This window comes from Bradyrhizobium algeriense, assembly GCF_036924595.1.
Classification (GTDB): Bacteria; Pseudomonadota; Alphaproteobacteria; order Rhizobiales; family Xanthobacteraceae; genus Bradyrhizobium; species Bradyrhizobium algeriense.
This window is the reverse complement of sequence record NZ_JAZHRV010000001.1, coordinates 6,658,947-6,683,288: the sequence shown is the minus strand read 5'-3', so window position 1 is coordinate 6,683,288 and position 24,342 is coordinate 6,658,947. Positions and strand designations below refer to the sequence as shown.

At 61.4% G+C, this 24,342-nt stretch carries 25 protein-coding genes and 2 pseudogenes; 14 read left to right on the top strand and 13 right to left on the bottom strand.

The window, feature by feature from the left end:
- Positions 1-166: 166 nt before the first annotated feature.
- The gene (locus V1286_RS32220; RefSeq protein WP_334486697.1) at positions 167-1,798 is read left to right on the top strand and encodes an FMN-binding glutamate synthase family protein; all 1,632 of its coding nucleotides are present in this window, start codon (positions 167-169) and stop codon (positions 1,796-1,798) included.
- Between the two features lie 130 nt (positions 1,799-1,928).
- Here V1286_RS32220 and V1286_RS32215 read toward each other — a convergent pair whose 3' ends face one another.
- From V1286_RS32215 to V1286_RS32205, 3 genes are all read right to left on the bottom strand, one after another.
- Positions 1,929-3,947 carry a carbohydrate porin gene (locus tag V1286_RS32215; RefSeq protein ID WP_417021204.1) on the bottom strand — a complete coding sequence of 673 codons (2,019 nt, stop codon included), beginning with the start codon at positions 3,945-3,947 and terminating at the stop codon, positions 1,929-1,931.
- 588 nt (positions 3,948-4,535) lie between these two features.
- Positions 4,536-4,790, bottom strand: a complete 255-nt coding sequence (locus tag V1286_RS32210; protein ID WP_334486695.1) for a hypothetical protein — start codon at positions 4,788-4,790, stop codon at positions 4,536-4,538.
- A 153-nt stretch (positions 4,791-4,943) separates the two neighbouring features.
- A complete protein-coding gene (locus tag V1286_RS32205) occupies positions 4,944-5,753 on the bottom strand; it encodes a creatininase family protein (RefSeq protein WP_334486692.1) in 810 nt (269 codons plus the stop codon).
- Positions 5,754-5,899: 146 nt separating this feature from the next.
- Here V1286_RS32205 and V1286_RS32200 point away from each other — a divergent pair, with 146 nt between their 5' ends.
- The 5 genes from V1286_RS32200 to V1286_RS32180 are packed head-to-tail and all read left to right on the top strand — an operon-like array spanning position 5,900 to position 10,210.
- Positions 5,900-6,919, top strand: coding sequence for an ABC transporter substrate-binding protein (locus V1286_RS32200; protein WP_334486689.1), 1,020 nt, complete (start codon positions 5,900-5,902; stop codon positions 6,917-6,919).
- 6 nt (positions 6,920-6,925) lie between these two features.
- Positions 6,926-7,738: an ABC transporter ATP-binding protein gene (locus V1286_RS32195; RefSeq protein ID WP_334486686.1), complete on the top strand. Its 813-nt coding sequence runs from the start codon at positions 6,926-6,928 to the stop codon at positions 7,736-7,738.
- Positions 7,735-8,523, top strand: coding sequence for an ABC transporter permease (locus tag V1286_RS32190; protein WP_334486684.1), 789 nt, complete (start codon positions 7,735-7,737; stop codon positions 8,521-8,523). Before V1286_RS32195 ends, V1286_RS32190 begins: the two co-directional genes overlap by 4 nt.
- Positions 8,523-9,512, top strand: coding sequence for a 2-hydroxyacid dehydrogenase (locus tag V1286_RS32185; protein ID WP_334486681.1), 990 nt, complete (start codon positions 8,523-8,525; stop codon positions 9,510-9,512). The genes V1286_RS32190 and V1286_RS32185 overlap by 1 nt, the downstream gene beginning before the upstream one ends.
- A 20-nt stretch (positions 9,513-9,532) precedes the next feature.
- On the top strand, positions 9,533-10,210 hold the full coding sequence (locus V1286_RS32180; RefSeq protein WP_334486678.1) for a protease inhibitor Inh/omp19 family protein: 678 nt from the start codon (positions 9,533-9,535) through the stop codon (positions 10,208-10,210).
- A 3-nt stretch (positions 10,211-10,213) separates the two neighbouring features.
- On the opposite strand, the gene V1286_RS32175 is transcribed toward V1286_RS32180, so the two are convergent.
- Both V1286_RS32175 and V1286_RS32170 read right to left on the bottom strand, forming a co-directional pair.
- Positions 10,214-10,411: a hypothetical protein gene (locus V1286_RS32175; protein WP_334486675.1), complete on the bottom strand. Its 198-nt coding sequence runs from the start codon at positions 10,409-10,411 to the stop codon at positions 10,214-10,216.
- Positions 10,412-10,446: 35 nt separating this feature from the next.
- Positions 10,447-10,725, bottom strand: coding sequence for a DUF1127 domain-containing protein (locus V1286_RS32170; protein WP_334486673.1), 279 nt, complete (start codon positions 10,723-10,725; stop codon positions 10,447-10,449).
- 162 nt (positions 10,726-10,887) lie between these two features.
- Between V1286_RS32170 and V1286_RS39075 the strand changes: the two are divergent.
- Positions 10,888-11,682 (top strand): annotated as a pseudogene (locus V1286_RS39075) (winged helix-turn-helix domain-containing protein); the annotation flags it as partial.
- A 51-nt stretch (positions 11,683-11,733) separates the two neighbouring features.
- Here V1286_RS39075 and V1286_RS32155 read toward each other — a convergent pair.
- Positions 11,734-12,957: an IS4 family transposase gene (locus tag V1286_RS32155; protein ID WP_334490043.1), complete on the bottom strand. Its 1,224-nt coding sequence runs from the start codon at positions 12,955-12,957 to the stop codon at positions 11,734-11,736.
- Positions 12,958-13,165: 208 nt separating this feature from the next.
- Here V1286_RS32155 and V1286_RS32150 point away from each other — a divergent pair, with 208 nt between their 5' ends.
- Positions 13,166-13,969: a tetratricopeptide repeat protein gene (locus V1286_RS32150; RefSeq protein ID WP_334486668.1), complete on the top strand. Its 804-nt coding sequence runs from the start codon at positions 13,166-13,168 to the stop codon at positions 13,967-13,969.
- A gap of 311 nt (positions 13,970-14,280) precedes the next feature.
- Here the strand turns inward: V1286_RS32150 and V1286_RS32145 are convergent, their stop codons facing one another.
- Positions 14,281-14,790, bottom strand: a complete 510-nt coding sequence (locus tag V1286_RS32145; RefSeq protein ID WP_334486665.1) for a GDSL-type esterase/lipase family protein — start codon at positions 14,788-14,790, stop codon at positions 14,281-14,283.
- A 205-nt stretch (positions 14,791-14,995) separates the two neighbouring features.
- Between V1286_RS32145 and V1286_RS32140 the strand changes: the two genes are divergently transcribed.
- Both V1286_RS32140 and V1286_RS32135 read left to right on the top strand, forming a co-directional pair.
- A complete protein-coding gene (locus tag V1286_RS32140) occupies positions 14,996-15,394 on the top strand; it encodes a YciI family protein (RefSeq protein WP_334486662.1) in 399 nt (132 codons plus the stop codon).
- A 31-nt stretch (positions 15,395-15,425) separates the two neighbouring features.
- A complete protein-coding gene (locus V1286_RS32135; RefSeq protein WP_334486660.1) occupies positions 15,426-16,691 on the top strand; it encodes an RNA polymerase sigma factor in 1,266 nt (421 codons plus the stop codon).
- Between the two features lie 9 nt (positions 16,692-16,700).
- On the opposite strand, the gene V1286_RS32130 is transcribed toward V1286_RS32135, so the two are convergent.
- The 4 genes from V1286_RS32130 to V1286_RS32115 are packed head-to-tail and all read right to left on the bottom strand — an operon-like array spanning position 16,701 to position 20,252.
- Complete coding sequence (locus V1286_RS32130) at positions 16,701-17,591, bottom strand: metal ABC transporter permease (protein WP_334486658.1); 891 nt, start codon at positions 17,589-17,591, stop codon at positions 16,701-16,703.
- Positions 17,588-18,409: a metal ABC transporter permease gene (locus V1286_RS32125; protein ID WP_334490041.1), complete on the bottom strand. Its 822-nt coding sequence runs from the start codon at positions 18,407-18,409 to the stop codon at positions 17,588-17,590. Before V1286_RS32125 ends, V1286_RS32130 begins: the two co-directional genes overlap by 4 nt.
- A 35-nt stretch (positions 18,410-18,444) precedes the next feature.
- Positions 18,445-19,341 carry a manganese/iron ABC transporter ATP-binding protein gene (locus tag V1286_RS32120; protein ID WP_334486656.1) on the bottom strand — a complete coding sequence of 299 codons (897 nt, stop codon included), beginning with the start codon at positions 19,339-19,341 and terminating at the stop codon, positions 18,445-18,447.
- A 5-nt stretch (positions 19,342-19,346) separates the two neighbouring features.
- On the bottom strand, positions 19,347-20,252 hold the full coding sequence (locus V1286_RS32115) for a metal ABC transporter substrate-binding protein (RefSeq protein ID WP_334486653.1): 906 nt from the start codon (positions 20,250-20,252) through the stop codon (positions 19,347-19,349).
- Between the two features lie 436 nt (positions 20,253-20,688).
- On the opposite strand from V1286_RS32115, the pseudogene V1286_RS32105 reads away from it, so the two are divergent.
- Positions 20,689-21,303, top strand: a pseudogene (locus V1286_RS32105) (carbohydrate porin); the annotation flags it as partial.
- Between the two features lie 76 nt (positions 21,304-21,379).
- The gene (locus V1286_RS32100; protein WP_334486650.1) at positions 21,380-22,090 is read left to right on the top strand and encodes a carbohydrate porin; all 711 of its coding nucleotides are present in this window, start codon (positions 21,380-21,382) and stop codon (positions 22,088-22,090) included.
- 137 nt (positions 22,091-22,227) lie between these two features.
- Here the strand turns inward: V1286_RS32100 and V1286_RS32095 are convergent, their stop codons facing one another.
- The gene (locus tag V1286_RS32095) at positions 22,228-22,539 is read right to left on the bottom strand and encodes a putative quinol monooxygenase (protein WP_334486647.1); all 312 of its coding nucleotides are present in this window, start codon (positions 22,537-22,539) and stop codon (positions 22,228-22,230) included.
- A gap of 185 nt (positions 22,540-22,724) precedes the next feature.
- On the opposite strand from V1286_RS32095, the gene V1286_RS32090 reads away from it, so the two are divergent.
- Positions 22,725-23,102 carry a hypothetical protein gene (locus V1286_RS32090; RefSeq protein WP_334486644.1) on the top strand — a complete coding sequence of 126 codons (378 nt, stop codon included), beginning with the start codon at positions 22,725-22,727 and terminating at the stop codon, positions 23,100-23,102.
- Between the two features lie 12 nt (positions 23,103-23,114).
- Here the strand turns inward: V1286_RS32090 and V1286_RS32085 are convergent, their stop codons facing one another.
- Positions 23,115-23,723 (bottom strand): TetR/AcrR family transcriptional regulator, encoded by a 609-nt coding sequence (locus V1286_RS32085; RefSeq protein ID WP_334486642.1) that lies wholly within the window; start codon positions 23,721-23,723, stop codon positions 23,115-23,117.
- Positions 23,724-23,858: 135 nt separating this feature from the next.
- Here V1286_RS32085 and V1286_RS32080 point away from each other — a divergent pair, with 135 nt between their 5' ends.
- On the top strand, positions 23,859-24,329 hold the full coding sequence (locus V1286_RS32080; protein ID WP_334486640.1) for an ester cyclase: 471 nt from the start codon (positions 23,859-23,861) through the stop codon (positions 24,327-24,329).
- The last annotated feature ends 13 nt before the right edge of the window (positions 24,330-24,342 follow it).

Sequence of the window (24,342 nt, the reverse complement as noted above, 5' to 3'; positions counted from 1 at the left end):
CGGGCCGTTACGCTGCACTGCAAAAGCGACAGGTTTATTAAAGCCGCCAACTATTTTTTTAGCCGACGTCACTTCCGTGAGCATCGCCCCGTATATCGTGTAGCGCTCGTTCCGGCGGTTGGACTAAGCTGGCGCCGGCGCCACGACAATCCAGCCGAGGGATTCCATGGAAACACTGCTGCTGCCGTTCTCGCCACGCTACATCATTCTGACGATCTGCGCCGTCGTCACCGCCTTGCTGATCGGCATCGGGATTTTCGACCATAACATCAAGGTGTGGGAGCTGTTGCTGCTCCCGATCGTGATTTTTGGCGCGCTCACGCTGCTCGGCATTCGCGATCTCCTGCAAAAGAACCACGCGGTTTTACGCAACTATCCGATCTCGGCGCATATCCGCTTCTTGCTCGAGGAAATTCGGCCGGAGATACGGCAGTACTTCTTCGAGAGCGAGAAGGATGGTATGCCGTTTTCCCGCGACACCCGCGCCTTGGTCTATCAGCGCGCCAAGATGGTGCTCGACAAGCGGCCGTTCGGCACCCAGGAGGACGTCTACCGCGACGGTTATGAATGGATGCACCATTCGATGGCGCCGAAAGCTCGTGCCGTCGAGCAATTTCGCGTCACCATCGGTGGTCCGGATTGCACCAAGCCATACTCGGCCTCGGTCTTCAACATCTCCGCGATGAGTTTTGGAGCGCTCAGCCCCCACGCCGTGCGGGCGCTGAATGCGGGTGCGAAGAAGGGCCGCTTTGCGCATGACACAGGCGAGGGCGGCGTCAGTCCTTATCACCGCGAACATGGCGGTGACATCATCTGGGAAATCGGCTCGGGTTATTTCGGCTGCCGCAACCGCGACGGCTCGTTCAACCCGGAGGAATTTGCCCGCGTCGCCAGCGACGATCAGATCAAGATGGTCGAACTGAAGGTCAGCCAGGGCGCCAAGCCCGGACATGGCGGGGTCCTTCCGGCGGCCAAAGTCTCTGAAGAGATCTCCAAAATTCGCGGTGTCGCCATGGGCGAGGATTGCATTTCGCCGGCCACGCACAGCGCGTTCTCGACGCCGCTGGAAATGATGGCCTTCATCGGCGAGATGCGACGATTATCCGGCGGCAAGCCCGCCGGGTTCAAGCTGTGCGTCGGTCATCCCTGGGAATTCCTGGCAATCTGCAAGGCGATGCTGCAGACCGGGATATATCCTGATTTCATCGTCGTCGACGGCAATGAAGGCGGCACCGGCGCTGCGCCGCTGGAATTCATGGACCATCTGGGCATGCCGATGCGGGAGGGCGTCAATTTCGTCCATAATGCACTGATCGGCATCAATGCGCGCGACCGCGTCAAGATCGGCGCCGCTGGCAAGATCGCGACCGCCTTCGACATGGCGCGCGCGATGGCGATCGGCGCCGACTGGTGCAATTCTGCGCGCGGGTTCATGTTCGCTCTCGGCTGCATCCAGTCGCTGAGCTGCCATACCGATCGATGCCCGACGGGCGTGAGCACCCAGGATCCGCTCCGCGCCCGCGCGCTGGTGGTGCCGCTCAAGATCGAGCGGGTCTACAGCTATCATCACGCCACCCTGCACGCCCTATCCGAGCTTATCGCCGCAGCCGGCCTCGAACATCCGCAGCAATTACGGCCGATCCACTTCACGCAGCGATCCTCCACGAACGACACATTGTCATTCGCGAAACTCTATCCGTCGCTGCGGCCGGGCGAGCTGATCGAAGGCACCAACGATCCGCGCTTCCGCGACGCCTGGGCGATGGCACGCGCGGATTCTTTCCAGCCGGTGGGGTGAGGCGCGAATACGACCGCGTAGCCCGGATGGAGCGAAGCGCAATCTGGGCACGTCTCGCCTGCGGACAGGCTTACCCGGATGCGCTGCGCTCCATCCGGGCTACATGTCACCGCCTTCGCAGGGACGTCGGTTAGAACTCGCCGTGGAAGCGGCCGGAGAAGACGTGGACCGGGCCGCGGTCGGCGTTATAGGCGGGGTTGGTGATCAACTGGTAATCGGCGGTGAGGGTGAAGTTCTTGTCGATCGCGTAGGCGTAGTAGGTCTCGAGGATTCGTTCGTTGCTGTAGTTGAGACGGCCGTCGCCGATCAACAGGCCGAGGCCGCCGGCCGCCAGGAAATCGCGGTGCCCGCCGGAAAGTCCGTTGATTGCGCCGCCCAAACCGAATGTATCGCTCGGCCGTCCCCAATAGCTGCCCTTGACCGACAGGCCTGCCGCGACGCTGCGGTCGATGTCGGTAAAGGACAGGATTTGGTTCCGGCCGTCGTTCCAGCTCGCACGGGCGAACAGGCCGACATCCTTCATGAGCTGTTGTTCGGCGTTGACGTAAAATCCGTATTTGAAATTTTGGCGCTGGATGTCTGACATGACGTTGTTGATATCGAGTGCCGGGTCTGCGGCGCTGATCGCCAGCGCGTTGCGGTAGTTGCCGGTATTGCCGCGATTGGCGAAGATGCCGAGCCGCAGTTTGCCGGGCTGGTCGAACACGGTATGACGTTCCTCGAATTCGACAACAGCTCCGCCGGTCTTGAAGGTGAGGACATCGCTGTTGGGAGCAGAGGGCACCTGAAACAGGCCCGCGCGCACGGCCCAATCCTTGCGATTGAGTTCGACCACGGCGCCGCGGGTAAATCCGGGAAGGTCGGCCGGAAAGTCATAGGCCGCCGACGCCCACATTGACCAGTTCATGAAATCGACGCGCGGATCTTTTGCGTAGGAATTGCCGTCAAAGAAATCGCCGACGGCAAATCGCCCGACCGTTACTGTAACCCGGTCGATGTCGCGTTTGCCCGGCAACTGATTGGCCGCATCGGCCACCTCTTCCTGTTCGCCTCCCAGCCCGAAAGTCTGCCGGAAGAAATAGCGCTGTGCGCGGAATCTCGGATATTCGGCGCCGCCTTTTTGCGCTTCGCCGTTTGAAAACCCTGCCAAGCCTAATGTGCCGCCGATTCCAAAACCTTGCGCAAGCTCCGGACCAAAATAGAACTCTCCGCCATCCCACAACCGCCATCCGAGGAAGGCTCCGACCGTCCAGGTCTCTCGCACGCGTCCGGCGCCGGGCAAGCTATTGGACCCTTGATACGGCGAGCGGAAGCTCGGATAGCCCTGCGATATGAGGGTCGTCTGGGCGTGAACGTTCCAGTCCCTGGATGCGGGAGGGGTGGGCGGCTTGATGACATAATCGCCTGATGTCGCGGAACCCGGCCCGTCCCAGATCCTGTAGTTCAATCCGAGCTTGACGGTGTGGACCTTCGGGTCGATGGCGACGTCCGGCAGCGATACATCCGCAAGTCCGTAGGTTCGGGCTCCCAGATCGATGTAGCCATATTCGACTTTTGCGCTCCATTTGGCATCGGCGGCATATTCGATGCCAATACCTGCGGTCCAGCCAAGAGGTGCGTGCCCCCGCTCGGATAACAGGCTGCCGTCGACATCATTGACGTCGACGCGGGTTCGGGCCCAGGCGACGCCGCCGGTCACATAGGGCAGCAGCGTTCCGAATGCGTATCCGACGCGTCCCCGGACCGTGGCAATGTAGTCGAAGCTGGTGTTGAAAGGGGCCGGCGCAAGCCTTGGATGATCAAGCCTTGGACGATCAAGCGTGCTCAGGAACGAAACATCGGCCTCGGCGCCCAACACCAGATTGTTCGGGAGCTGAAAATTGTAACCCGCCTGATAGCCGCCGATCAGACCCGTGATGCTGTGGGGAAAGAACACGCCTTGCAGCGGCAGCGGATTGGTACCGGGACCGAAGCTGCCGCCGCCGTAGCCGACATGGCCGCCGAGATAGAAGCCGCTCCAGTCGAACGCCGGACGAAGATGCGGCGCCTTGAGCGGCATGTCGGCTGCCATCGCCTGGCTGCCGAGCGCCAGCGCGCCGAACGCGACGCCAGCCAGCGCATGTTCCAGGGATCGGCGGTTGCGGTTCACAGTTTAGACATTCCTGATGCGACCCATGCTGTCGCTGCCTGCCATCACTGCAGATTCGAATGCCTGCCGCCACCCAACAATTGAAGTCATCAACCCCGTCGCCCCTATCCCATTCCCACCGTGCCCCCGGTCAGCACCAGACCGGAACTATCCGCATTCTGGCCGATCTTTATTGCGAGTAATTCGCAATAGCAAGAAGAGGACCGGCAACTACGATTCGATGACACGCCTGCGTGACGTTGCTGCAACATTGGCCCAGTGCGTCATCGCAGCTACCGTTCGGACAGATCGCTGACGGGTGTTCGGAGACATCGCTGACACATCGCGACGGGCCGGGCTCTGACTGCCAGCCTGCATCCCAAAAAGGGTGACCCGCCCGGGGGGACAACCGGGCGGGTCGGGTTCAGCACGGGGGTGGATGAGGCGCCCGTGCTGGACGCAAATCCACGACAGAAGCGTTTTCGAGCGAAGTGGTATTCCGGTTCGCGTGAAGAAAACGCGTCAAACAAGAGGAAGCGTTGTCAGGTCTTGAAATGGCTTGCTTGAAGAAAGTCGCTTCTCAAACAGAAACCAAGTCAGCCGCAGAAATCAGTAACCGCAGGTCCGGACGCGGCCGATGTAATTGCCGAAAGCGTCGAACTGGCGAACCCAGCCGCAGCGGCGATAGCCGTCGTAGTAGTAGCCGGGGCCTGAAGCGGCGATCGCAGTGCCGACGATAGCTGCGCCAACGAGGCCGGCGCCGACACCCCAGTGCAGCGGCTTGGCCTGAGCCTGCGTGGAAGCCATGCTGGTAACGGCAACGGTAGCGAGGGCGAGAGCGGTGAACTTGGTCTTGATCGACATGGAAATCTCCATCCTGTGTTGAGCGGCCATTGTGGTCCGCATGCCCAGTTGGACGGAGCGTGCTGGAAAGCGGTTCGAAAACGCGCCTGGAAATATGGTTTCGTCAATTATTTCTTTGGTATTTCAGGCGGTTAGGGGAAGAAAATCCCGATTTCATGGTTTCCGAAGAAACAATTCCGGATCGAATTTGTCGACATCGTCGAGCAATTCACAGAACGCGCGCGCGCCGTGATCGAGCAGTTGTTCGCCTTTCTCCGCGGAGGCCTTGGTGGCGTCGCCGACCGCGCCGCTTTCATGCAGGTCCTGCGTCTGCCATGCGAAGGGCACCGGCCGATGCGCCGAGAGCCAACGAAATTTTTTCTCCATCGCGATGCTGGCGGGACGAAAATCGGCGATCGCCTCTCGCCGCACGGTGTGCGGATAGCGCGCCAGCATGATCGATGTCTCGACCGCGCCGCCATGGATGCCGTGACGGATTTCTTCCGCGGAAAACAGTCCATCCGGCGCACCAAAGCGCGACCAGCTCGTGGTCACCACGAGAAGTCCGTGATGCGCGCGCAGATCCTGCGCCACCAGCGACATCGCCGCGCTGTTGCCGCCATGGCTGGTCACGATCACGAGCTTCCGGATTCCGGATCGCGCGACACTTTCACCGATTGCCATCCATTCCTTCAACGCGACGTCGGTCGGCAGCGTCAGCGTGCCCGGGTAATCGATATGTTCGGTGGAAATGCCGACCGGCTGCAGTGGCAGAAAGGTGACGGGAAGCGCGACAGGCAACAGCTCGCGCACCCGCGCCAGATAGGCCTCGCCGATCAGGACGTCGGTTTCCAGCGGCAAATGCGGGCCGTGCTGTTCGGTCGCCGCCAGCGGCAGCACCGCGATCCAGCGCGCGGCGTCGGCGCTTGCGATGCCGGGCCAGCGGATCTCGGTCCAGTCGTGGGGCGGAACAGTTGAAGCCATCGAGCGAAGCGTTTCTTTGGATGAATTTGCGAGGTAGTTTGTTAGATATTCCGGGGACGTTATCCGCACCCTGGATAGCTCCCCGGGGACGTGATCCACGTCCATTGCCTCCCATCATGGGCCAGAACGATCGACGGAGTCCAACCATGAACCCTGCCTTTTTGCCGCGAGCGTTAACCGTAGGCCTTCTGGCGCTGGCTGCGGCAGAGATGCCTGCGCGCGCGGAAACCCTCGACAAGGTGTCATTCGGAACCAACTGGGTGGCGGAGGCTGAGCATGGTGGCTTCTTCCAGGCGGTTGCCGACGGCACCTACAAGAAATACGGCCTCGACGTCACCATCGTGCCGGGCGGTCCCAACACCAACAATCGCATCCTGCTGACCGCCGGCAAAATCGACTTCTTCATGACCGCGAACACGCTGCAATCGTTCGATGCGGTTACCAACAACGTACCGGTGGTCGCGGTCGCTGCCATCTTCCAGAAGGATCCGCAGGTTTTCCTGACCCACCCGGAAACCAAATTCACCAAGCTCGAAGATCTCAAGCCGCTCACGCTATTCGTGTCCAAGGAAGGCGTCGCGAGCTACTTCCAGTGGCTGAAATCCGAATACGGCTTCAGCGAGAGCAAGGTGAAACCCTACACCTTTAATTCGCAGCCCTTCATCGTGAACAAGCAGAGCGCGATGCAGGGCTATGTCACCTCCGAGCCCTATGCCGTCGAGAAGGCGGCCGGCTTCAAGCCGGGCGTGATCCTGCTCGCCGATCACGGCTTCAACGCCTATTCGACCCTGATCGAGACCCGCCGCGAGATCGTCGACAAGAAGCCCGACCTCGTGCAGCGCTTCGTCGATGCTTCCGCGATCGGCTGGTACAATTATCTCTACGGCGACAATTCGGCCGGCAATGCGATGATCAAGAAGATGAACCCGGAAATGACCGACGAATTGCTCGGCTATTCCGTCACCAAGATGAAGGAATACGGCATCGTCGATTCCGGCGATACCTTGCGCGACGGCATCGGCGCCATGACCGACGCGCGGGTGGCGAACTTCTTCGACAAGATGGTGCGGGCCGGCGTGGTTCGCCGCGATATCGATTACCGCCAGGCCTACACGTTGCGCTTCGTCAACAAGGGCGTCGGTGTCGATCTGCGGCCGAAGAACTGACGCGGGATGGCCGAGCCCGCTTTGTCCGAGAAGGATATCGATGCGGCCGGCCTTGCCGTGCGTCTGCGCGCCGTTACCAAGATCTATGACAATGGCGTGACCGCGCTCGGGCCGCTCGATCTCGATGTCACAAAAGGCGAATTCGTCTCGTTGCTCGGGCCTTCCGGCTGCGGAAAATCGACCGCGCTGCGGCTGATCGCGGGGCTCAGCGCGCCGAGCGCAGGCACGGTGAATGTTTCCCATCGCGCCAGCCGGGCGGACGGGCGGCATCCCATCGGTTTCGTGTTTCAAGAGCCGACGCTGATGCCGTGGGCAAGCGTGCGCGAAAACGTTCGCCTGCCGCTGAAACTTTCGCATGCGCCGGCGGCTGAGGCCGACAGCCGCATCGAGGCGGCGCTGGCGCAGGTCGGTCTTGCCGAATTTTCCGATGCCTATCCCCGTGAACTGTCCGGCGGCATGAAGATGCGGGTCTCGCTGGCGCGTGCGCTCGTCACCGATCCGGATATTCTGCTGCTGGACGAGCCGTTCGCGGCGCTCGACGAGATCACGCGCTTCCGGCTCAACAACGATCTGCTTGATCTGTGGCGCAAGCTGCACAAGACCATCATCTTCGTCACCCATTCGGTGTTCGAGTCGGTCTATCTGTCGCAGCGGGTGACCGTGATGACGGCGCGGCCGGGCCGCCTGGCAAGCGAGTTTCGCATCGCCACCGTGGAGCCGCGCGGGGAGGAGTTCCGCACCTCGGCCGAATATGCCGGCTATTGCCGCGAAGTCTCCAGCGCGCTCGCGCCTTCATATTCCGGGCAGCCCAGCGCATGAGCGCCTTCCAGAATATCGGCCGGATGCTGCTGCCCATCGCCGTGCTCGCCGCGGGCCTGGGCTTTTGGGAACTTGTGGTACGCGTCAACGACATCCAGCCTTATGTGCTGCCGAGCCCTTATGTCGTGTTTTGGACGCTGGTCGGCGACTGGCAGGTGCTGTCGGAATCGCTCGGCGTCACCCTGCTCACCACGCTGGAAGGTTTTGTCGCCGCCGCCGTCGGCGGCGTCGCGCTGGCGCTGTTGTTCAATCAATCGAAATGGCTGGAATATTCGCTGTTTCCCTATGCCGTGATTCTGCAGGTCACGCCCGTCATCGCAATTGCGCCGTTATTGCTGATCTATCTGCCGCAGCAAACGGCAGTGATCGTCTGCGCCTGGATCGTCGGTTTCTTTCCGGTCCTGTCCAACACCACGCTTGGGCTGAATTCGGTGGACCGCAATCTGGCCGGGCTGTTTCAACTCTACGGCGCGTCGCGGCTGCAGACGCTGCGGTACCTGAAATTGCCGGCGGCTCTGCCGTATATTCTCGGCGGCTTGCGGATCGCGGGTGGCCTGTCGCTGATCGGCGCCGTGGTCGCCGAAATCGCGGCGGGCACCGCGGGCGCCGGCTCCGGGCTGGCCTTCCGGATCGCCGAATCCGGTTATCGCCTCAACATTCCCCGAATGTTCGCGGCGTTGCTGTTGCTGTCGGTCGCCGGGATTGTCATCTATGGGCTGCTGGCGCTAGTTTCGCATCTGGTATTACGGCGCTGGCATGAGAGCGCGCTTGGAAAGGAAAATTGATGGCTGCCGCGAATGTTTCGTCCGAAAAGGTCGATCTCCTGATCTACGGGCCCGTCCGGCCGATCCTGGAAAACGGCTTTTCGGATCAGTACGTCCTGCATATGGCGGAGAGCCGCGCCGACCTCGAGCGGTTGACGCCCGAAACGATAGCGAAGATCCGCGGCATGGCGGTGACCTATCACATGGTGCCGGCCGATGCGAAGGCGCTGTCGCAATTTCCGAGGCTCGAAATCATCGCGAGCTTCGGCGTCGGCTACGACCATGTCGATTCCGCTTATGCGCGCGAACACAATATCGTCGTCACCAACACGCCCGATGTGCTGACCGAAGAGGTCGCCGACGTCGCCATGGGGCTCCTGATTTCTACCCTGCGCGAGTTCGTCAAGGCCGACCGCTACCTGCGCTCCGGCCTGTGGCAGACCCAGAACTATCCCCTGAGCGTCGGTTCGCTGCGTGACCGCAAGGTCGGCATCGTCGGCATGGGTCGCATCGGCCAGGCGATCGGGCGCCGGCTCGAAGCCTCGCTCGTCCCGGTGTCCTATCACTCGCGCAATCCGTCTTCGGCCGTGTCTTACAAGCACTATCCCGACCTGATGGAAATGGCGGAGGCGGTGGACACGCTGATCGTGATCGTGCCCGGCGGCGCATCCACCGCCAAGATGATCAATGCCGACGTGTTGAAGGCGCTCGGTCCGCGTGGCGTCCTGATCAACGTCGCGCGCGGCTCCGTCGTCGACGAGCCGGCGCTGGTCGCGGCGCTGAAATCCGGCACCATTCTTGCGGCCGGCCTCGACGTGTTCGCCAACGAGCCGAACGTGCCGGACGAGCTGAAGGCCATGCAAAATGTCGTGCTGCTGCCACATATCGGCTCAGCTTCGGTGGTAACGCGCAACGCCATGGATCAGCTTGTCGTCGACAATCTGAAAAACTGGTTTGCCGGCAAGGCGCCGTTGACGCCCGTGCCGGAAACCCCGGTGAAGGGACGCTGATGTCGCGTGGGTGTTCGAGCATGGCGGCAGCGCTGACGGCGCTGCTTGCACTTGGGTCGCAGGCCGCGGCGCAGGATGCCTCGACCCTGAAGAAAGATATGGTCGGGCAGTGGGAGCTGGCCACCACCGAGCGCAGCAAGACCTGCGTCGTCACGCTGAAGGGCGATACGACGCCGCAGGGGCTCAAGCTCGAGCTCGAGCCCGGATGCGCCGCGGCGCTGCCGTTCACCAAGGAAATCACCGCCTGGAGTATCAAGGGGCTGGATATCGTGCGGCTGCAGGACGCGGCCGGCCAGCCGGTGATCGACTTTACCGAAGTCGAGAGCGGCATCTTCGAAGGCTTGCGGACCGGCGAGGGCGTCTACATCCTGCAGAACCTCGCCGCCGCCCGCTCGCTCGCCAAGTCGATGGACCAGATGATCGGCGACTGGTCGATGGTTCGCGGCAACGGCCAGACGATCTGCGGCCTGACGCTGACCAATACCGAAGCGACGGGCGATAATTTCCAGGTGTTTTTGAAGCCGAAATGCGATCCCGCGGTCGCAGCCTTTGCGCCGACGGAGTGGCGGCTGGAGCGCGGGCAAATGATCCTGACGTCGAAGGCCGGCGAGATCTGGCAATTCGAGGCCGACGACAACGCGCAATGGCGCCGCGTGCCCGATACCGCCGATCCCCTGATCATGCTGCGGGGACAGTAGCGCTCAGTCGTTCGGATCGTGGACCAGGGTGGCTGCGGACAAGATGGAATAGAAAAGCAAATTCCAGCGCCAACGCCTTTCTGCACCAGGCGGGGCGGCCTTTTTCGGCCTTAACCAGTATTCCTCATACCAATCAGGCTGAACCCGAAACGCGCCAATCGCTCGCTCGAATTCCATGAGAAGAGCCTTTTGTGGTGGCATGACGCGATCCTCCGACAAGGCGATGCAGGCGCTTTTTATCGCGGGCTGTTCTTGGAGCGAGGCACTGACGTTAATGATGGGTAGACAACACTTCGCGGGTCGACCGAGCGATTCGCGACAACGTAGTCGATCTCACCACGCGTAATGCCGATATCTCGTAGCTCTCTGTCACTCAGATCGCAGAGGCGCTCTCGTAACGGCACGCGTTCTTGCCAATCTAGAAGCGCAGCCCAGCACCAGCTGAAGGCGGTGAGGCGCGGGCGTTTGGGCGCAATCGTATGCTTCGGCGCAACCGAATTGTAGGGCGCATCCATTGGACATCTCCCGACGTCTTTTCTCTTCATAAGAGTGCCAGGACAGCGGAAGGCCTGCTTGACATACTGCTTACATTTTCCTCACCAGCGGCTTATTCTTTCCCCGCCAGACCGTGCCCGAGCGCCGTCAGGCGATCAGAGGGCAATTTGGGGAATGGTGCGTTGCGCTATTTCTTCGAGGATTATTCGTTCGATACCGAGCGGCGCGAGCTGCAGCGCGGGACCGAGATTGTCCCCATAACCCGTCAGGTTTTCGCTCTGCTTGATTACCTGATCCGCAATAGGGATCGCGTCGTCAGCAAGGACGATCTTGTTAACGCGATCTGGAATGGACGCATTGTATCCGATGCGGCGTTGACGACTCGCCTCAACGTTGCCCGAAATGCGGTCGGCGATTCGGGGCAAGAGCAGCGTCTGATCAAAACGCTGGCGCGACAAGGTTTCCGCTTCGTCGGCACTATATTCGAGGACCAGCAGTGCGCGGGCGGATCGGCTAGTTTGGCGACGCATGGCGGCGACTTTGGAATGGTGTCGTCTTCAGCGCCCCGTCTTTCCATTGTTGTGCTGCCCTTCGCCAATCTCAGTGGCGAGAAGCAGCAGGACGACTTCGTCGATGCGATTACCGAAAATCTTACCACCGACATATCTCGCCTTCCCGATTATTTCGTTATTTCGTGCAAGACGGCTTTCGCATTCAAGGGCAAAATTGTGGATGCTCGGCAGATTGGCCGCGAGCTTGGAGTTCGCTACGTGCTGGAAGGCAGCGTCCAGAGCGGGACCGATCGCCTGCGCGTGAACGTACAACTCATCGACGCAGAATCAGGCGCGCACGTCTGGGCCGAGCGATTCGACAAGCCACGGGCAGATCCGTTCGACATGCAAGATGAGATCACAGCCCGGCTTGCACGGGCTATGGATATCCAGCTGGTGGCAGCGGAGACGCGGCGTCTAGAGCGCGAGAAACCAAAGGAATTGGATGCAGTTGACCTCGCCCTTCGTCTAGCGTTTCTACACATTTTCGATGGCTCTGGCAGCGACGATGATTTGGAAGCGAGCCATTCCGTTGTGAAATGTGATTGGTCCGGGTGGCCGATGCGAGGCGTAGCCGGTCCATCCGCCGAGCTTGGCGATGATCCATGCCGCCCACTGAAGCGTGTGGGGGCGATGCGGGTTCTTCTGAAGCTCGGTCCTGCCTTTCATGGTTTTGTTGATGGCGGCAAGTGCTTCGATTTCTTCGGGGGTGAAGGCGCATTTGACCGACAATTGTTCGCCACCATTGCGGGCCTGAACGAGTTGAATGACGATACATGCCGCTTTAGTAGCGATCGTCACGAGCTTGATCAGGGCCTCGGCGCTTTCGAGCTGACTGTCCTCGATTCGCAAGCCCTGGTTCTTCAACGAGCGAAAGAGCTGTTCGATGATCCAGCGCTGCTTGTACCAGGAGACGATCCGCCAAGCATCGGCCGCATTGGCGATCGAATGAGTGGTCAAGAGCAGCCAATGAACGGGCTCAGCCCCCTTCGGGGGGTGCAACTCGACGACTTCCACGAAGCTGACTTTGACGCCTTCAGGCAGTTCCTTCACGCCGGGTCGCGCCGGCCGCTTAAGCACGACGGTTCCAAAGCGCAGCGAGAGATGGGCTTGGCGACCGTGGCGATCCATCCGCTGCGGCAGATCGATCACCGCCTTGTCGCAGAAGCGAACTCGCTCCACCGCTTGATAAAGGGTTCCGCCGTCGGCCAGCGCATGATCATGCATAGCCCGCGTCAGCAGGTGGACGTTGTCGCCGGGCGTCAGCGCCCAGTGCGCAAAGAACTCCCCTTCACGGTCATTGATGACGGTGATCATGCGCGCCGCAGCCAGAACCTCGCAGCCCTGCTCAGCCGTCGTAACCCAGCGCGCCGACTCCTTGTTGGCCAACTCCCGCTCGTCGTGAGGGGTCTTAACTTTGCCCCTGCGCGTCCACACCTTGCCGCCGGTGAGACCGAGACAGGCCCCGCTGTCGGCATCGACCGCTATCATGGCATGCAGCAACACGCCGCGGGCATTGCCTTTGCCGACTTTGCCCAGTCCACGCCGACATCCCTGCCGCGTCTGAAACTTGACCTCGCTGGTGTCCTGGATCGCCAGCACATGACGCCCGCCGACCACGGTCGCCGTCTGCCTGCTCCAGCCTTCAATCAGTCGATCGGTCGTGACTTGCGGATTGTTCACGAACCGCCAGTACGCCATGTACGCGGCCCAGTCACCCTGCGCCATCCGGCGCAAGCAGACACTGCGCGTGCAAAGCATAGCCTGCACAAACGCCGCCCCCTTTTATCGAGGCGAACGTCGCCAAACTCACCCAGTGACAAATCCGGCTCGTGCTCCATCTCCGACGCTCCTTCGAATCAAAGCGTCAGAAACAGAATCATACAAACCGCAAACGCGGGATAACATCATGACCCACCGAGTCAATCTGTCGCGCCAGACGTGTAGAAACCCTAGCGCCCTTCGTGGGTGGACGGTCTTTTTCCAAAGAGTGTCAGTCGCCGGGGCCCGCGAAGCACGGAGTATATTTGAGGAGGCGCTCCGCATCGACAATACCAACGTCGATGTGCTGATGGGTTTGGTCGACACCCACCTATGGGAAGTCAACGCCTACATGTCCCAGGCGCGTGCCGAGCAAGTCCGTCTGGCCGAAGTAGCAATGTCCAAAGCGTCGGAACTGACGCCAATCACCAGCCGCATGCATTTTTGTCGGGCCGCGTTGTTGATCGCCCTGCGAGCACCGGAGCGAGCCCTTCGCGAGATTGAACTCGCCATGAGCCTGGATCCGGATTTGCCCTATGTTCACATGAGAGCAGGGTGGGTTAAGATTTTTCTTGGGCGTGCCGAGGAGGCCGAAGGCCATGTGACCACCGCGATGCGCCTCAGCCCGCGCGATCCAATGCTCGGAACTTGGTACGCCGGTCTTGGTCTGGCGGATCTGCAACTCGGTAGGCTTGACAAGGCTGTGGACCGTTTGCGGAAGGCTATCGAGATTGCTCCCAATAATGAACTCCCCTACTTCCATCTGGCGGCGGCTCTGGCTCTTCAGGACCGTAAATCGGAAGCGGCGCAGGCCTGCGAAATCGGGCGCCGGCTGGCTCCCATTTTCCGCATCGGTAAGTGCCGCGTTGAAGTCCAAAGCGACAACCCCGTCTTCTTACTCCAGCGCAACCGAATTTATGAAGGTATGGAAAGGGCCGGCGTCCCAGAGTGATGTCATTTCGCAAGGCTAACAGAGAGATGATGTCATTGATCAAGGGTCAACTCCGGTGCGCTTCCACCTCAAGGATTCAGTTGATGCACACCATCTTTTCGATAGCCTACGCACGGCTGGGTCGCCGGAAAAACTGCATGGTTGTCGAGCAAACAGTGTCTTCAGTTCTCCTGTGAAAGCGCAAAGGCCGGTTCGGGATAAGCCGAACGTCCGCTACGTCCGCTTTGGGATCGCCAGCAGTAGTGCTTTAACCGATCGGAAGATTTCCGCTCGGCCCTCAGAAGCCGACATCGCTTTTATGAGTACACGCCCTAACGGCCGATCACTCCCGCGACCTGGGACGCAACCTGTTCAGCGAGCATGTGGTAGCCCTCTGGAGTCAGATGCTGGCCGTCGGGCTGATGCGGTAATCCCCTGAATGCGCTGTTTGGAATCATGATCACCGGGATGCCGCGGCCGCTCAGCCGGCTTTGGATTTCCGACGTCCGATCGGGCGAGCCCTTGCGCCGGTCGTTGCCGCCGGGCTGCAGGATGACCGCACTGGTCCCCTTCGGCACGACCTGGTCCAGACGTCGCAACATGCCTTCCGTGGTGTCGCCGTTAATGCCGGCGTTCACAACACGGACGTTGGCCCCCTTGGCCCGCAATATCGCCTCTAGTTGCGCCGGATAGGCCTGGCTGCGCGCTACCCCTTTGCCAAAGGTATTGCTGGCGCCAAGCGCCACTATCGTCGCGGCGCCGGCCGGCGCAGATGCGAGCGCGAATATGGCCGTGATCGCCAAAGAACCTAGAAATCCAAACCGAAAGGCGCGCAATTTCATGTTTGGCCCCCATACGGATCAATCCCAGGAACCCTACAGGGCGAATATCCCCTGTTGCAATCGTATGGGGCCGGCCGATCCCAGGGAGCCGGGAAAATTTTATCGAGCCTCCTGTCGATCCGGCGCCTTCCCGTTCGTCGTCTCCCATAGCGAGCCAGTTTTGCGGGCGATCACCGCCGCAACTCGCCTCAACGGGAGTTTTGCCATGCGCTTCATGTCTATCGTTACCTCACCCCAGCCAGATAAAGCCCCGACGCCCGCCCTGATGGAAGCGATGGGCAAGCTCGCCGAGCGCGAGATCAAGGCCGGCCGAATGCTCGATATGGGCGGCCTGATGCCGATTGCCATGGGCGGCGCGCAGGTCAGGATCACCAATGGCAAGCTCAGCGTAACCGACGGGCCGTTTGTGGAAAGCAAGGAGCTGATCGGCGGCTACGCGATCTTCGAATTCCGCGACATGAACGAGGCGGTGGCAGCGGCGCGGGAATTCATGCAGTTGCACCTCGAGCACATGCCGGGCTGGGAGGGCACCTGCGAGGTTCGCGTGATGGCGACACCCGGCGTCGACGGCGCCTGCGAGGCCGGCATACGCGCCCACGCCTGATGCGGACGTTCGCGAGAGGCAATCGGCGGCGATGACGGCCGCCGACATCCATCGCACCATCCTGGCGGTCTGGCGCATCGAGCAGCCGCGCCTGCTCACCGGCCTGTCGAGGATGTTGCGCGATGTGACGCTGGCCGAAGACCTCACGCAGGAAGCCCTGGTGGCGGCGCTCGAACATTGGCCTGTCAGCGGCGTGCCGGAAAAGCCGGGCGCATGGCTGATGGCAACCGCCAAACGCCGCGCGCTCGACGACCTGCGCCGCCGCAGCATGCTCGCGCGCAAGCACGAGATCCTGATACGCGACCTGGAGCAGGAGCAGCAGGCGATGCCTGATCCGGACGCCGGCCTGGATGATGATATCGGCGACGAACTGCTGCGGCTGATATTCACCGCCTGCCATCCGCGGCTGTTGCGTGAGGCGCGTGCCGCTCTCGCCCTCAGGATGATCTGCGGCCTGACGACGGACGAGATCGCGCGCGCCTTCCTGCAACCGGAGGCAACCATTGCCCAGCGCATCGTGCGCGCGAAGCGGACGCTGTCGGAATCCGGGCTCGCTTACGAAACCCCGCGCGGCGAGGAGCTCTCGGAACGGCTCGCCTCGGTGCTGGAGGTCGTCTATCTCATCTTCAACGAGGGCTACACGGCTGCCCGCGGCGACGAATGGTTGCGGCCGCAGCTTTGCAACGATGCGCTGCGCATGGGCCGCGTGCTCACGCTGGTCGCGCCGCTGGAAGCCGAAGCCCACGGCCTGCTCGCGCTGATGGAGCTGAACGCTTCGCGCACCGCGGCGCGCACGGATGCAGCTGGCGACCCAATTCTCCTGATGGACCAGAACCGGATGCTGTGGGACCGGCTTCAGATCCGCCGCGGGATGTTGGCGCTTGCAAGGTCGGATGAACTCGGCGGGCGCGGATTCTACGCACTGCAGGCCGCGATCGTCGCTTGTCACGCCAGAGCCGGAACGCCTGGCGACACCGACTGGCCGCGCATCGCAAAACTCTATGCCGAACTCGCGATGCTGGTGCGCTCACCGATCATCGAACTCAACCGCGCCGTGGCGGTCGGTATGGCCGAGGGGCCGGCGGCGGCGCTCGCGATCGTGGACGGACTGGCAAGCGAGCCCGCGCTGAAGAACTACCATCTCTTGCCGAGTGTCCGCGGCGATCTGCTCCACAAGCTCGGCCGCGCTGCGGAAGCCCGCACAGCGTTCGAGCTTGCATCAACGCTTGCAACCAACAAGCGCGAACGCGAATTGCTGAAGCGGCGCGCCGCCGAGGCGGGCGCGGCGTCGGCTTAAGGGGCGGCTTCACATCCGGGACTGACCGCTTCCGGGGTCGTTGGGCTCTACGGCTAGAGCGGCTTCACGCCTTTGCAGGCTTGCAGTCCTGCTCGTGACGAAGACGAAGGCGGCAATGAAGGCGATGGTCATCAGCAGCACGATGGTTGGGGCCGGCGCGCTGTCGATGAAAAAAGAAAGATAGACTCCGAGGAAAGACGCAGTCACCGCGATGATGACAGCGATCGCCAGCATGACGCTGAACTTGCGTGTCAGCAGGAAGGCGATGGCCCCCGGTGCGATCAGCATCGCAATGGCGAGGATAATGCCGACGGCCTTCAAGGCGCCGACGATGGTCAGGGAAAGGATCGCCAGCAACCCGTAGTGCAGGAGCGTGACCGGCAGTCCGATCGCTCTCGCTTGCGCCGGGTCGAACGCGTGCAGGAGAAGGTCGCGCCATTTAACGACGACGACGCCGGCCGCAACGGTCGCGATAACTCCGGTCTCGACAATGTCGCGGAGATCCACCCCAAGCATGTCGCCGAACAGAATGTGATCGAGATGCACGTCGCTCTGGATCTTGACGTAGAGCACGAGCCCCAGCCCGAACATCCCCGAGAACACGACCCCCATCACCGTGTCCTGCTTGATACGGCTGTTCTCCTTGAGGAAGCCGGTCGCCAGCGCGCAGATCATGCCGGCTGCGAACGCGCCGACTGCATTGGGAAATCCGACGATGTAGGCGATCACAACGCCGGGAAAAACGGCATGCGAGATCGCATCGCCCATCAGCGACCAACCCTTGAGGACGAGGAAACAGGAGAGAAGTGCGGTCGGGATCGCAACCAGCACCGAGATGATCAGCGCATAGCGCATGAACTCGAGCTGGAGGGGCTGAAGGAGCGTGTCGAGGAGCGTCATGAGTCTGCATCCAGCGCCTGGGCCGCGCGGCGGCGGGCCGCCAGCATGCCGTGCTTGGGGGCGAGGAAGAAGACCGCGAGGAAGGCCAGCGTCTGCAGGACGACGATGATTCCGCCGGTCGCGCCGTCCAGGAAATAGCTTGCATAGGCGCCGACGAAGCTCGTCGTGGATCCGATCGCAACACTGACCAGGAGCAGGCGAGGGAAGCGGTCGGTCAGGAGATAGGCGGTCGCGCCGGGCGTCACCACCATGCAGATGACGAGGAAGGCTCCAACCGTCTGCAGCGCCGCCACCGTCGAGGCTGATAACAGCGTGAAGAACATGAGCTTGAGAACGGTCGGATTGAGCCCGATCGAGCGGGCGTGGGTCTCGTCAAAGAAGGTAACCATCAGATCCTTCCATTTGACGATGAGCACGGCCAACGAGACGAAACCTATGATGGCGAGCTGCAGGGTGTCTTCCGGGGTGATCGCCAGGATGTTGCCGAGCACGATGGTCTGGATGTTCACCGAAGTCGGCGAAAGCGACACCATGAAAAGTCCGAGGCCGAAAAACGAAGAAAAGATCAGGCCGATGATGGCGTCCTCTTTCAGCTTGGTGCGCTGGTTGAGGAAAAGCATGGCCGCTGCCGCGAGGCCGCCCGAGAAGAAAGCGCCGATAGAAAACGGCAGGCCAAGCATGTAGGCGCCGGCGACGCCGGGCACGATGGCGTGAGAAAGCGCGTCGCCGATCAGCGACCAGCCCTTCAGCATCAGATAGGCGGAGAGGAATGCACAGACCCCACCGACGAGCGCGGAGACCCACATGGCATTGAGCATGTATCCGTAAGTGAAGGGTTCGAGCAGCGAGGACACTAGCTACGATCCTCATCACCCGATGACGATTTGCGCCTGGTCGCCTGGCCGTCCTGGAAGATCACCGCCCGCTCGTCATCGGTGATCACATCGAGCGCACGCGGCTTGCCGCCTTCGCTTTCGTTCAGCACGAAATGCCGCAGGACGCCGCCAAAGGTCTTTTCAAGGTTCGCCTGGGTGAAAATCTCGACCGTCGGTCCATAGGCGAGCACGGTGCGGTTGAGAAGCACGGTGCGATCGCAGAATTCCGGCACGCTGCCGAGATTGTGCGTGGAGACCAGCATCACCCGTCCTTCATCGCGAAGCGAACGCAGCAGCTTGACGATGGCGTCTTCGGTATTGACGTCGACGCCGGTGAAGGGTTCGTCGAGCAGGATCACTCGCCCGTCCTGGGCAAGCGCGCGGGCAAGGAATACACGCTTCTTCTGGCCGCCGGAGAGTTCGCCGATCTGGCGGTTGCGGAAATCGCTCATGCCGACGCGGGCAAGCGCTGCTGCGACCGCTTCATGATCTGCAGCCCTGGCGAGGCGCATCATGTTCATGTGACCATAGCGGCCCATCATCACCACGTCCTCGACGAGAACGGGGAAGTTCCAGTCGATGTCCTCGCTCTGCGGCACATAGGCGACGACGTTCTTTTTCAACGCGGCATTGACCGGTTGGCCGAGAATCGAGATCTCGCCCCCGGCGAGGCCGACGAACCCCATGATCGCCTTGAACAGGGTGGATTTGCCGCTGCCGTTCACCCCGACGAGCGCGGTGATCGTGCCTGCCGGGATTTTGAAAGTCGCATCGCGCAAGGCCGTGTGACCGTTGCGGTAGGTGACGGTCGCGCTTCTGACGGAGAGGCCGGATCCCGTATCCGAGGACGCAGGATTGAGGAACGGATCGTTCATCGCGCTCACTGTGCGAGGCCGTTTGCGATCGTCTCGGACGTCACGCGCAGGAGATCGATATAGGTCGGAACCTTACCGTCGGCGGCGCTGAGCGAGTCCACATAGAGAACACCACCATATTTGGCCCCGGTCTCGCGGGCAACCTGCTTGGCCGGGTCCGGCGAAATAGTGCTTTCGGAAAACACGACCGAGATCTTGTTGGCGCGCACCGCATCGATCACCTTGCGGACCTGTTGCGGCGTGCCCTGCTGATCGGCATTGATCGGCCAGAGATAAAGCTCCTTCAGGCCGAAGTCCCGGGCGAGGTAGCTGAACGCGCCCTCGCTCGACACCAGCCATCGGCGCTCAGGCGGAATAGCCGAAAGCCTTGTCTGGATCGGAGCAATCGCCGCTGATATCTTCTGCTTGTACGCCTCGGCATTTGCCTTGTAGGTCGCAGCGTTGTTCGGATCGTACTTTGCGAAAGCGTCACGGATATTATCGACGTAGATGAGCGCCGCATTCGGCGACATCCAGGCATGCGGGTTGGGCTTGCCCTTGTAGGGGCCCTCCACGATTCCCATCGGCTTGACGCCCTGGGAGACGACAGCGCCCGGAACATTCTTGAGGCGCTGGAAGAACCTTTCGAACCAAAGCTCGAGATTGAGCCCGTTCCAGAGCACGAGATTCGCTTCCTGCGCCTTCAGGATGTCACCGGGCGTCGGCTGATAGTTATGAATTTCAGCGTCGGGCTTGGTAATCGACTCGACGGTTGCCGCGTCGCCGGCAACATTTCGGGCCATGTCAGCGATAACCGTGAAAGTCGTGACGGCCTTGAATTTTGTCTGGGCGAACGCGGCTCCCGTCATCAGCCCAAGCACCGCAGCTCCCGCAACCGCCGCAAGAACGGCGCGCCTGCCCTGATCAGACATTCCTTTGCTCTCCTATGTCCGCGCACGCCGTCTGCAACGGCCTGCGACATTCTGTAATTGCAATTCATTCGCAACTAGTTTGACGTCTAGCCAACCTTCAGACATTTTGCAAATGCGACTTATTCGCAAAGTTATCAAAGGTGGTTTCGTGGGGCGCAGTAGGCTTGACCAAAAGGATGTGGTGATCGCGAGGGGGGGCGCGGGTACGCGACCTGCTCGCTCAGGCCGGCTTGCGGCCCACCCGACAGCGTTTGGCGGTTGCAGAACTCCTTTTCGCCGCCGGCGGGCGACATGTGTCCGCCACGACCTCATCGGCATCGACGTGGTGCTTCGCTTGAAGCCTTCCCGCCAGCCGACGCCATAGCCGCTCAATCCGCAGAGTCACCTCAGCTTGGATGAACCGCACCACAAGCCACGGCATGTGTCCGTTCCTTAGATGCAATTAAGTTGCAATAGCAGTAAGGATTACTTTTCAGTGAGTAAGTTAAGGCTGAGTATTTCCGTCCTCGCAGCAGTTGCGATGGCCGAACCGGCGATGGCGGAAACGGATATTGTCGATGGCATTCCGCCCGTGTCGATCGCGACCAGCATGCCGGCCGACGGTGATCCGACCGGTAGCCGCAGATGGCTCGCCCGACGCGGAATAACCTACGGGTTGGTCTACACCGGCGAAGCACTCGGCAATGTGTCCGGCGGACTGCGTCAGGGCAGCCTGTATCAAGGCAAGCTTGAAGCGTTTGCTGCGGTCGATTTCGGGAAGTTCGCCGGATGGCAGGGCTTGAGCTTCTTCGGCAATGCCTTTCAGATTCATCGAACAGCCGGAATGCGCGGCGAGCATTTCAACAGCCTGATCACGATCAGCAACATCGAGGCCGTCCCTTCGACGCGCCTTTCCGAACTGTGGCTCGGGCAAAAGCTATTCGACGATCGGTTTGGCTTTCGCTTCGGCCAGCTTGCCGCCGATGCGGAGTTCTTCATCAGCGACTACAGCAGGATGTTCTTGAGCAGCGATTGGCCCACGATCACAGGCGCCAACCTGCCCAGCGGCGGACCGGCCTATCCTCTCGCTACACCGGGCGTACGCTGGAGGTTTGACCCCCGACAAGAACTGGTCCGCGCTCGTCGCCGTGTTCAATGGAGATCCTGGAGAACAAGGAACGGTCAACACCACCGGGACCAATTTCAGGGTCAACGACCCTCCGTTGCTGATGGGAGAGGTTCAATACCGCCACAATCAGGGAAAAGATGACAGCGGGCTGGCAGGAATCTACCGGCTGGGCGGCTGGCATCATTTTGGAGAATTCCACGACCACAGGTACGGCACGGATGGACTCTCGCTTGCCTCCCCCCTGAGCAATGGCATTGCCCGCCGGATCCGCGGCAACAGCGGTGTCTACGGCGTCATCGATCAACAGATCTACCGCCCGGTGAACGGCGGCCCCGACAGCGGCGTCGGGATCTTCAGCCGGATTTCGGCCAGCCCCTCGGACAGCAGCCACGTCAACTTCTTTTTCGACGGCGGCATTGTCGTCTCCGGCATGATCCCGGACCGCCCCAACGACAAGTTCGGCGCAAGCTTCATCTATGCAAACATTTCTAATCACGTACGGGCCTTCGATCGCGACATGATTTTTCATTCCGGGAACGGACAGCCGGTCCGCGACTATGAGATGACGATCGAGCTGAGCTACCAGGCCCAGATCAAAGCCGGCTGGACCGTACAGCCCACATTCCAGTATGTGACTCATCCAGGCGGCCACATCTCCGATCCAGATCGGCCGGAGGGGCCGATCAAGAACGGCGCGATATTCGGCGTGCGAACGACCATTGCATATTGAGTCCGGTACGCCGTTTTCGGCTGTCGTGAGAGACGAAAACTCCCGGCAGCCGCGCTTGCAGGCAACAAGCGCGAACAGCAATTGTTGAAGCGGCGCGCTGCGGAGGCAATCGGCAGCGCGCCGGATCCGGCCTGAATTCAGATGAAGCGGAACTGTGACCGTTCGCGCTTGGCGAGTTTCGGAATCGCCTGGCCGAGGATGATGTTCTTGAAGTGGTCGGTCTGCTGATGCTCGGCGAAGGCCGCTTCACCCGCGAACACTTCATAGAAGAAGAATTCCCCGGGCTTGGCAACGTTCTGGTGAATCTGGAACGCCTTGACGCCCGGCTCGCGCTGCGCCTGCGGCAGAAAATCCTTCAGAAGCTCCGCGACGGTGCCTTCCTCGCCCGAATTGACTTCCCAGAATGCGGTGACGACCAGGTTCTGGTTCGCGTTGTCTGTAGCAGCCATGGTGTTCTCCTGTGAAACCTCCGGCGCCGGTTCGATTCCGAGCCGGCGACGCAGATCACAATGCCCGAATTCGCGACATGAATGCTTCGACATCAGTCGAATAATGATGTCGACCGGCTGGCCGGAACCTGTTTGAGGACGGGCGCGTTTCCTCAAGCGCAAATCACTTTGCCCGGAGCAGTCGCATGGCGAAAAAGACCGTGCTCGCGATCGGCATCGAGCCTTCCCTGGTAGACTTCAGCGCCTTCCCCGGGCTCACGGCCGAATTGGTGACGAGCTACATCAAGGCGCAAATCGAGCAGCTTCGCGCGATGGGCTATGACGCCGATAGCTGCTTGATCGACCTCGGCGACACGGCCGAAGCGGTGGCCGCGGCGGCGCTGGGCGCAAAGCATTATGACTGCGTGGTGATTGGCGCCGGGCTGCGCGAGCCGCGGGAGCGGCTGCTTCTGTTCGAACGGATCATCAATCTGGTTCACCTCGGCGCGCCGCAAACCCGCATTTGCTTCAACACCACGCCGGCGGATACGGCGGAAGCCGTGCGGCGGTGGATCGAGCCGTAATGAGGCGAGCGCTCAAGCCGTACGAAACGAGCCGAGCAGACTGCCGATGATCTTTTGTCCGCGTGCCCGGAGCTTCTTCGGATTCTCCGCGCCCGGCAGCAGCAGCGCCATCTCGCAGATCATCGCATCGACCATCCGGCTCAGCAACTCGATGTCCTCGAAATCGAGCTCGCCCTGGCGCTTCAGGGCCGCCAGCGTCGCGGTGAGCAGCGCCATCGGATGGGCTTCCTCGATCTCCCGGTAGCGCGCATTGCCAAGCACCGCCGGGGCTTCCTGGATCACGATTCGCGCGTAGGCCGGTTCGAGGCAGACATCGAGATAGGCCTCGATGCCTTCGGTCAGGCGATCCCATACCTTGCGCTGCGTCTTCGCTCGCGCTTCGATTTTTGCTGCGGCTTCGATCTGCAACGTGACGACCACGGCGTCGAACAGCGCCTTCTTGTCCTCGAAGTGGTGATAGAAGGCGCCCCGCGTCACCCGCGCGGCGCGCGAGATCGCCTCGATTCCGGCCGTCTGATAGCCCTCGCTCGCAAAAGCGTCCCGGCCGGCCGCCAGCAGCGCCTGCCTCGTGGCCTCGGTGTATTCCTCGCGGCGGGTTCGTTCGCGTCCGGCTTCCTGCATGCCCCGGCATACCACTTGACGCTTGAGAGCCTATCAACATATAACATACATACGGTATGTTAAAAACAATTGGTATGTATTTTCGAGGCGGCCGTTCCGCGTCCGGCGGAAGGGGACTTTGGGAGGAGGGATCACATGATCAGCGATCGGATGTTCGAACTGGCCCAGGCGCTCGCGGTCGCGAAGAGCCGGCAGGATGTACCGGCGGCGCTTGCCGTCCTTCATGACGACATGCTGCTGGAAACCCCGGCCTTCGGCACCAGCGCCCGCGGCCTGGCCGAAAACGCGAAGGTGCTGACCCGGTTCTTCGCCGCGTTCCCGGATTACAATGTCGTGCTCGAAGGCCACGCCGCCAACGACGATACGCTCGTCTGCTGGGGGCGCGTGCAGATGACCATGACCGGCGATCGGTTCGGCGTGGCGCCGAACGGCCGGCGTGCCGAACTCCCCGTGTTCATCCAGTTCGCCTTCAGGGACGACCGGATTGCCCGCGAGCGGTTCTTCTTCGACCTGTCGGAACTGTGCGCCCAATCCGGCGTGTCGGCCGATACAGTCCGGCACAAGATCTTCGGGGATGCTGCCGCCCGGCAGCAGGCCGCGGAATGACACCCTCCCAGCA

Bases quoted from the DNA above. Each gene is read 5' to 3' on its own strand.
- V1286_RS32220 (WP_334486697.1), top strand. From the start codon at position 167: ATGGAAACACTGCTGCTGCCGTTCTCGCCACGCTACATCATTCTGACG.
- V1286_RS32210 (WP_334486695.1), bottom strand. From the start codon at position 4,790: ATGTCGATCAAGACCAAGTTCACCGCTCTCGCCCTCGCTACCGTTGCC.
- V1286_RS32205 (WP_334486692.1), bottom strand. From the start codon at position 5,753: ATGGCTTCAACTGTTCCGCCCCACGACTGGACCGAGATCCGCTGGCCC.
- V1286_RS32200 (WP_334486689.1), top strand. From the start codon at position 5,900: ATGAACCCTGCCTTTTTGCCGCGAGCGTTAACCGTAGGCCTTCTGGCG.
- V1286_RS32195 (WP_334486686.1), top strand. From the start codon at position 6,926: ATGGCCGAGCCCGCTTTGTCCGAGAAGGATATCGATGCGGCCGGCCTT.
- V1286_RS32190 (WP_334486684.1), top strand. From the start codon at position 7,735: ATGAGCGCCTTCCAGAATATCGGCCGGATGCTGCTGCCCATCGCCGTG.
- V1286_RS32185 (WP_334486681.1), top strand. From the start codon at position 8,523: ATGGCTGCCGCGAATGTTTCGTCCGAAAAGGTCGATCTCCTGATCTAC.
- V1286_RS32180 (WP_334486678.1), top strand. From the start codon at position 9,533: ATGGCGGCAGCGCTGACGGCGCTGCTTGCACTTGGGTCGCAGGCCGCG.
- V1286_RS32175 (WP_334486675.1), bottom strand. From the start codon at position 10,411: ATGCCACCACAAAAGGCTCTTCTCATGGAATTCGAGCGAGCGATTGGC.
- V1286_RS32170 (WP_334486673.1), bottom strand. From the start codon at position 10,725: ATGGATGCGCCCTACAATTCGGTTGCGCCGAAGCATACGATTGCGCCC.
- V1286_RS32155 (WP_334490043.1), bottom strand. From the start codon at position 12,957: ATGGCGTACTGGCGGTTCGTGAACAATCCGCAAGTCACGACCGATCGA.
- V1286_RS32150 (WP_334486668.1), top strand. From the start codon at position 13,166: ATGACCCACCGAGTCAATCTGTCGCGCCAGACGTGTAGAAACCCTAGC.
- V1286_RS32145 (WP_334486665.1), bottom strand. From the start codon at position 14,790: ATGAAATTGCGCGCCTTTCGGTTTGGATTTCTAGGTTCTTTGGCGATC.
- V1286_RS32140 (WP_334486662.1), top strand. From the start codon at position 14,996: ATGCGCTTCATGTCTATCGTTACCTCACCCCAGCCAGATAAAGCCCCG.
- V1286_RS32135 (WP_334486660.1), top strand. From the start codon at position 15,426: ATGACGGCCGCCGACATCCATCGCACCATCCTGGCGGTCTGGCGCATC.
- V1286_RS32130 (WP_334486658.1), bottom strand. From the start codon at position 17,591: ATGACGCTCCTCGACACGCTCCTTCAGCCCCTCCAGCTCGAGTTCATG.
- V1286_RS32125 (WP_334490041.1), bottom strand. From the start codon at position 18,409: ATGCTCAATGCCATGTGGGTCTCCGCGCTCGTCGGTGGGGTCTGTGCA.
- V1286_RS32120 (WP_334486656.1), bottom strand. From the start codon at position 19,341: ATGAACGATCCGTTCCTCAATCCTGCGTCCTCGGATACGGGATCCGGC.
- V1286_RS32115 (WP_334486653.1), bottom strand. From the start codon at position 20,252: ATGTCTGATCAGGGCAGGCGCGCCGTTCTTGCGGCGGTTGCGGGAGCT.
- V1286_RS32095 (WP_334486647.1), bottom strand. From the start codon at position 22,539: ATGGCTGCTACAGACAACGCGAACCAGAACCTGGTCGTCACCGCATTC.
- V1286_RS32090 (WP_334486644.1), top strand. From the start codon at position 22,725: ATGGCGAAAAAGACCGTGCTCGCGATCGGCATCGAGCCTTCCCTGGTA.
- V1286_RS32085 (WP_334486642.1), bottom strand. From the start codon at position 23,723: ATGCAGGAAGCCGGACGCGAACGAACCCGCCGCGAGGAATACACCGAG.
- V1286_RS32080 (WP_334486640.1), top strand. From the start codon at position 23,859: ATGATCAGCGATCGGATGTTCGAACTGGCCCAGGCGCTCGCGGTCGCG.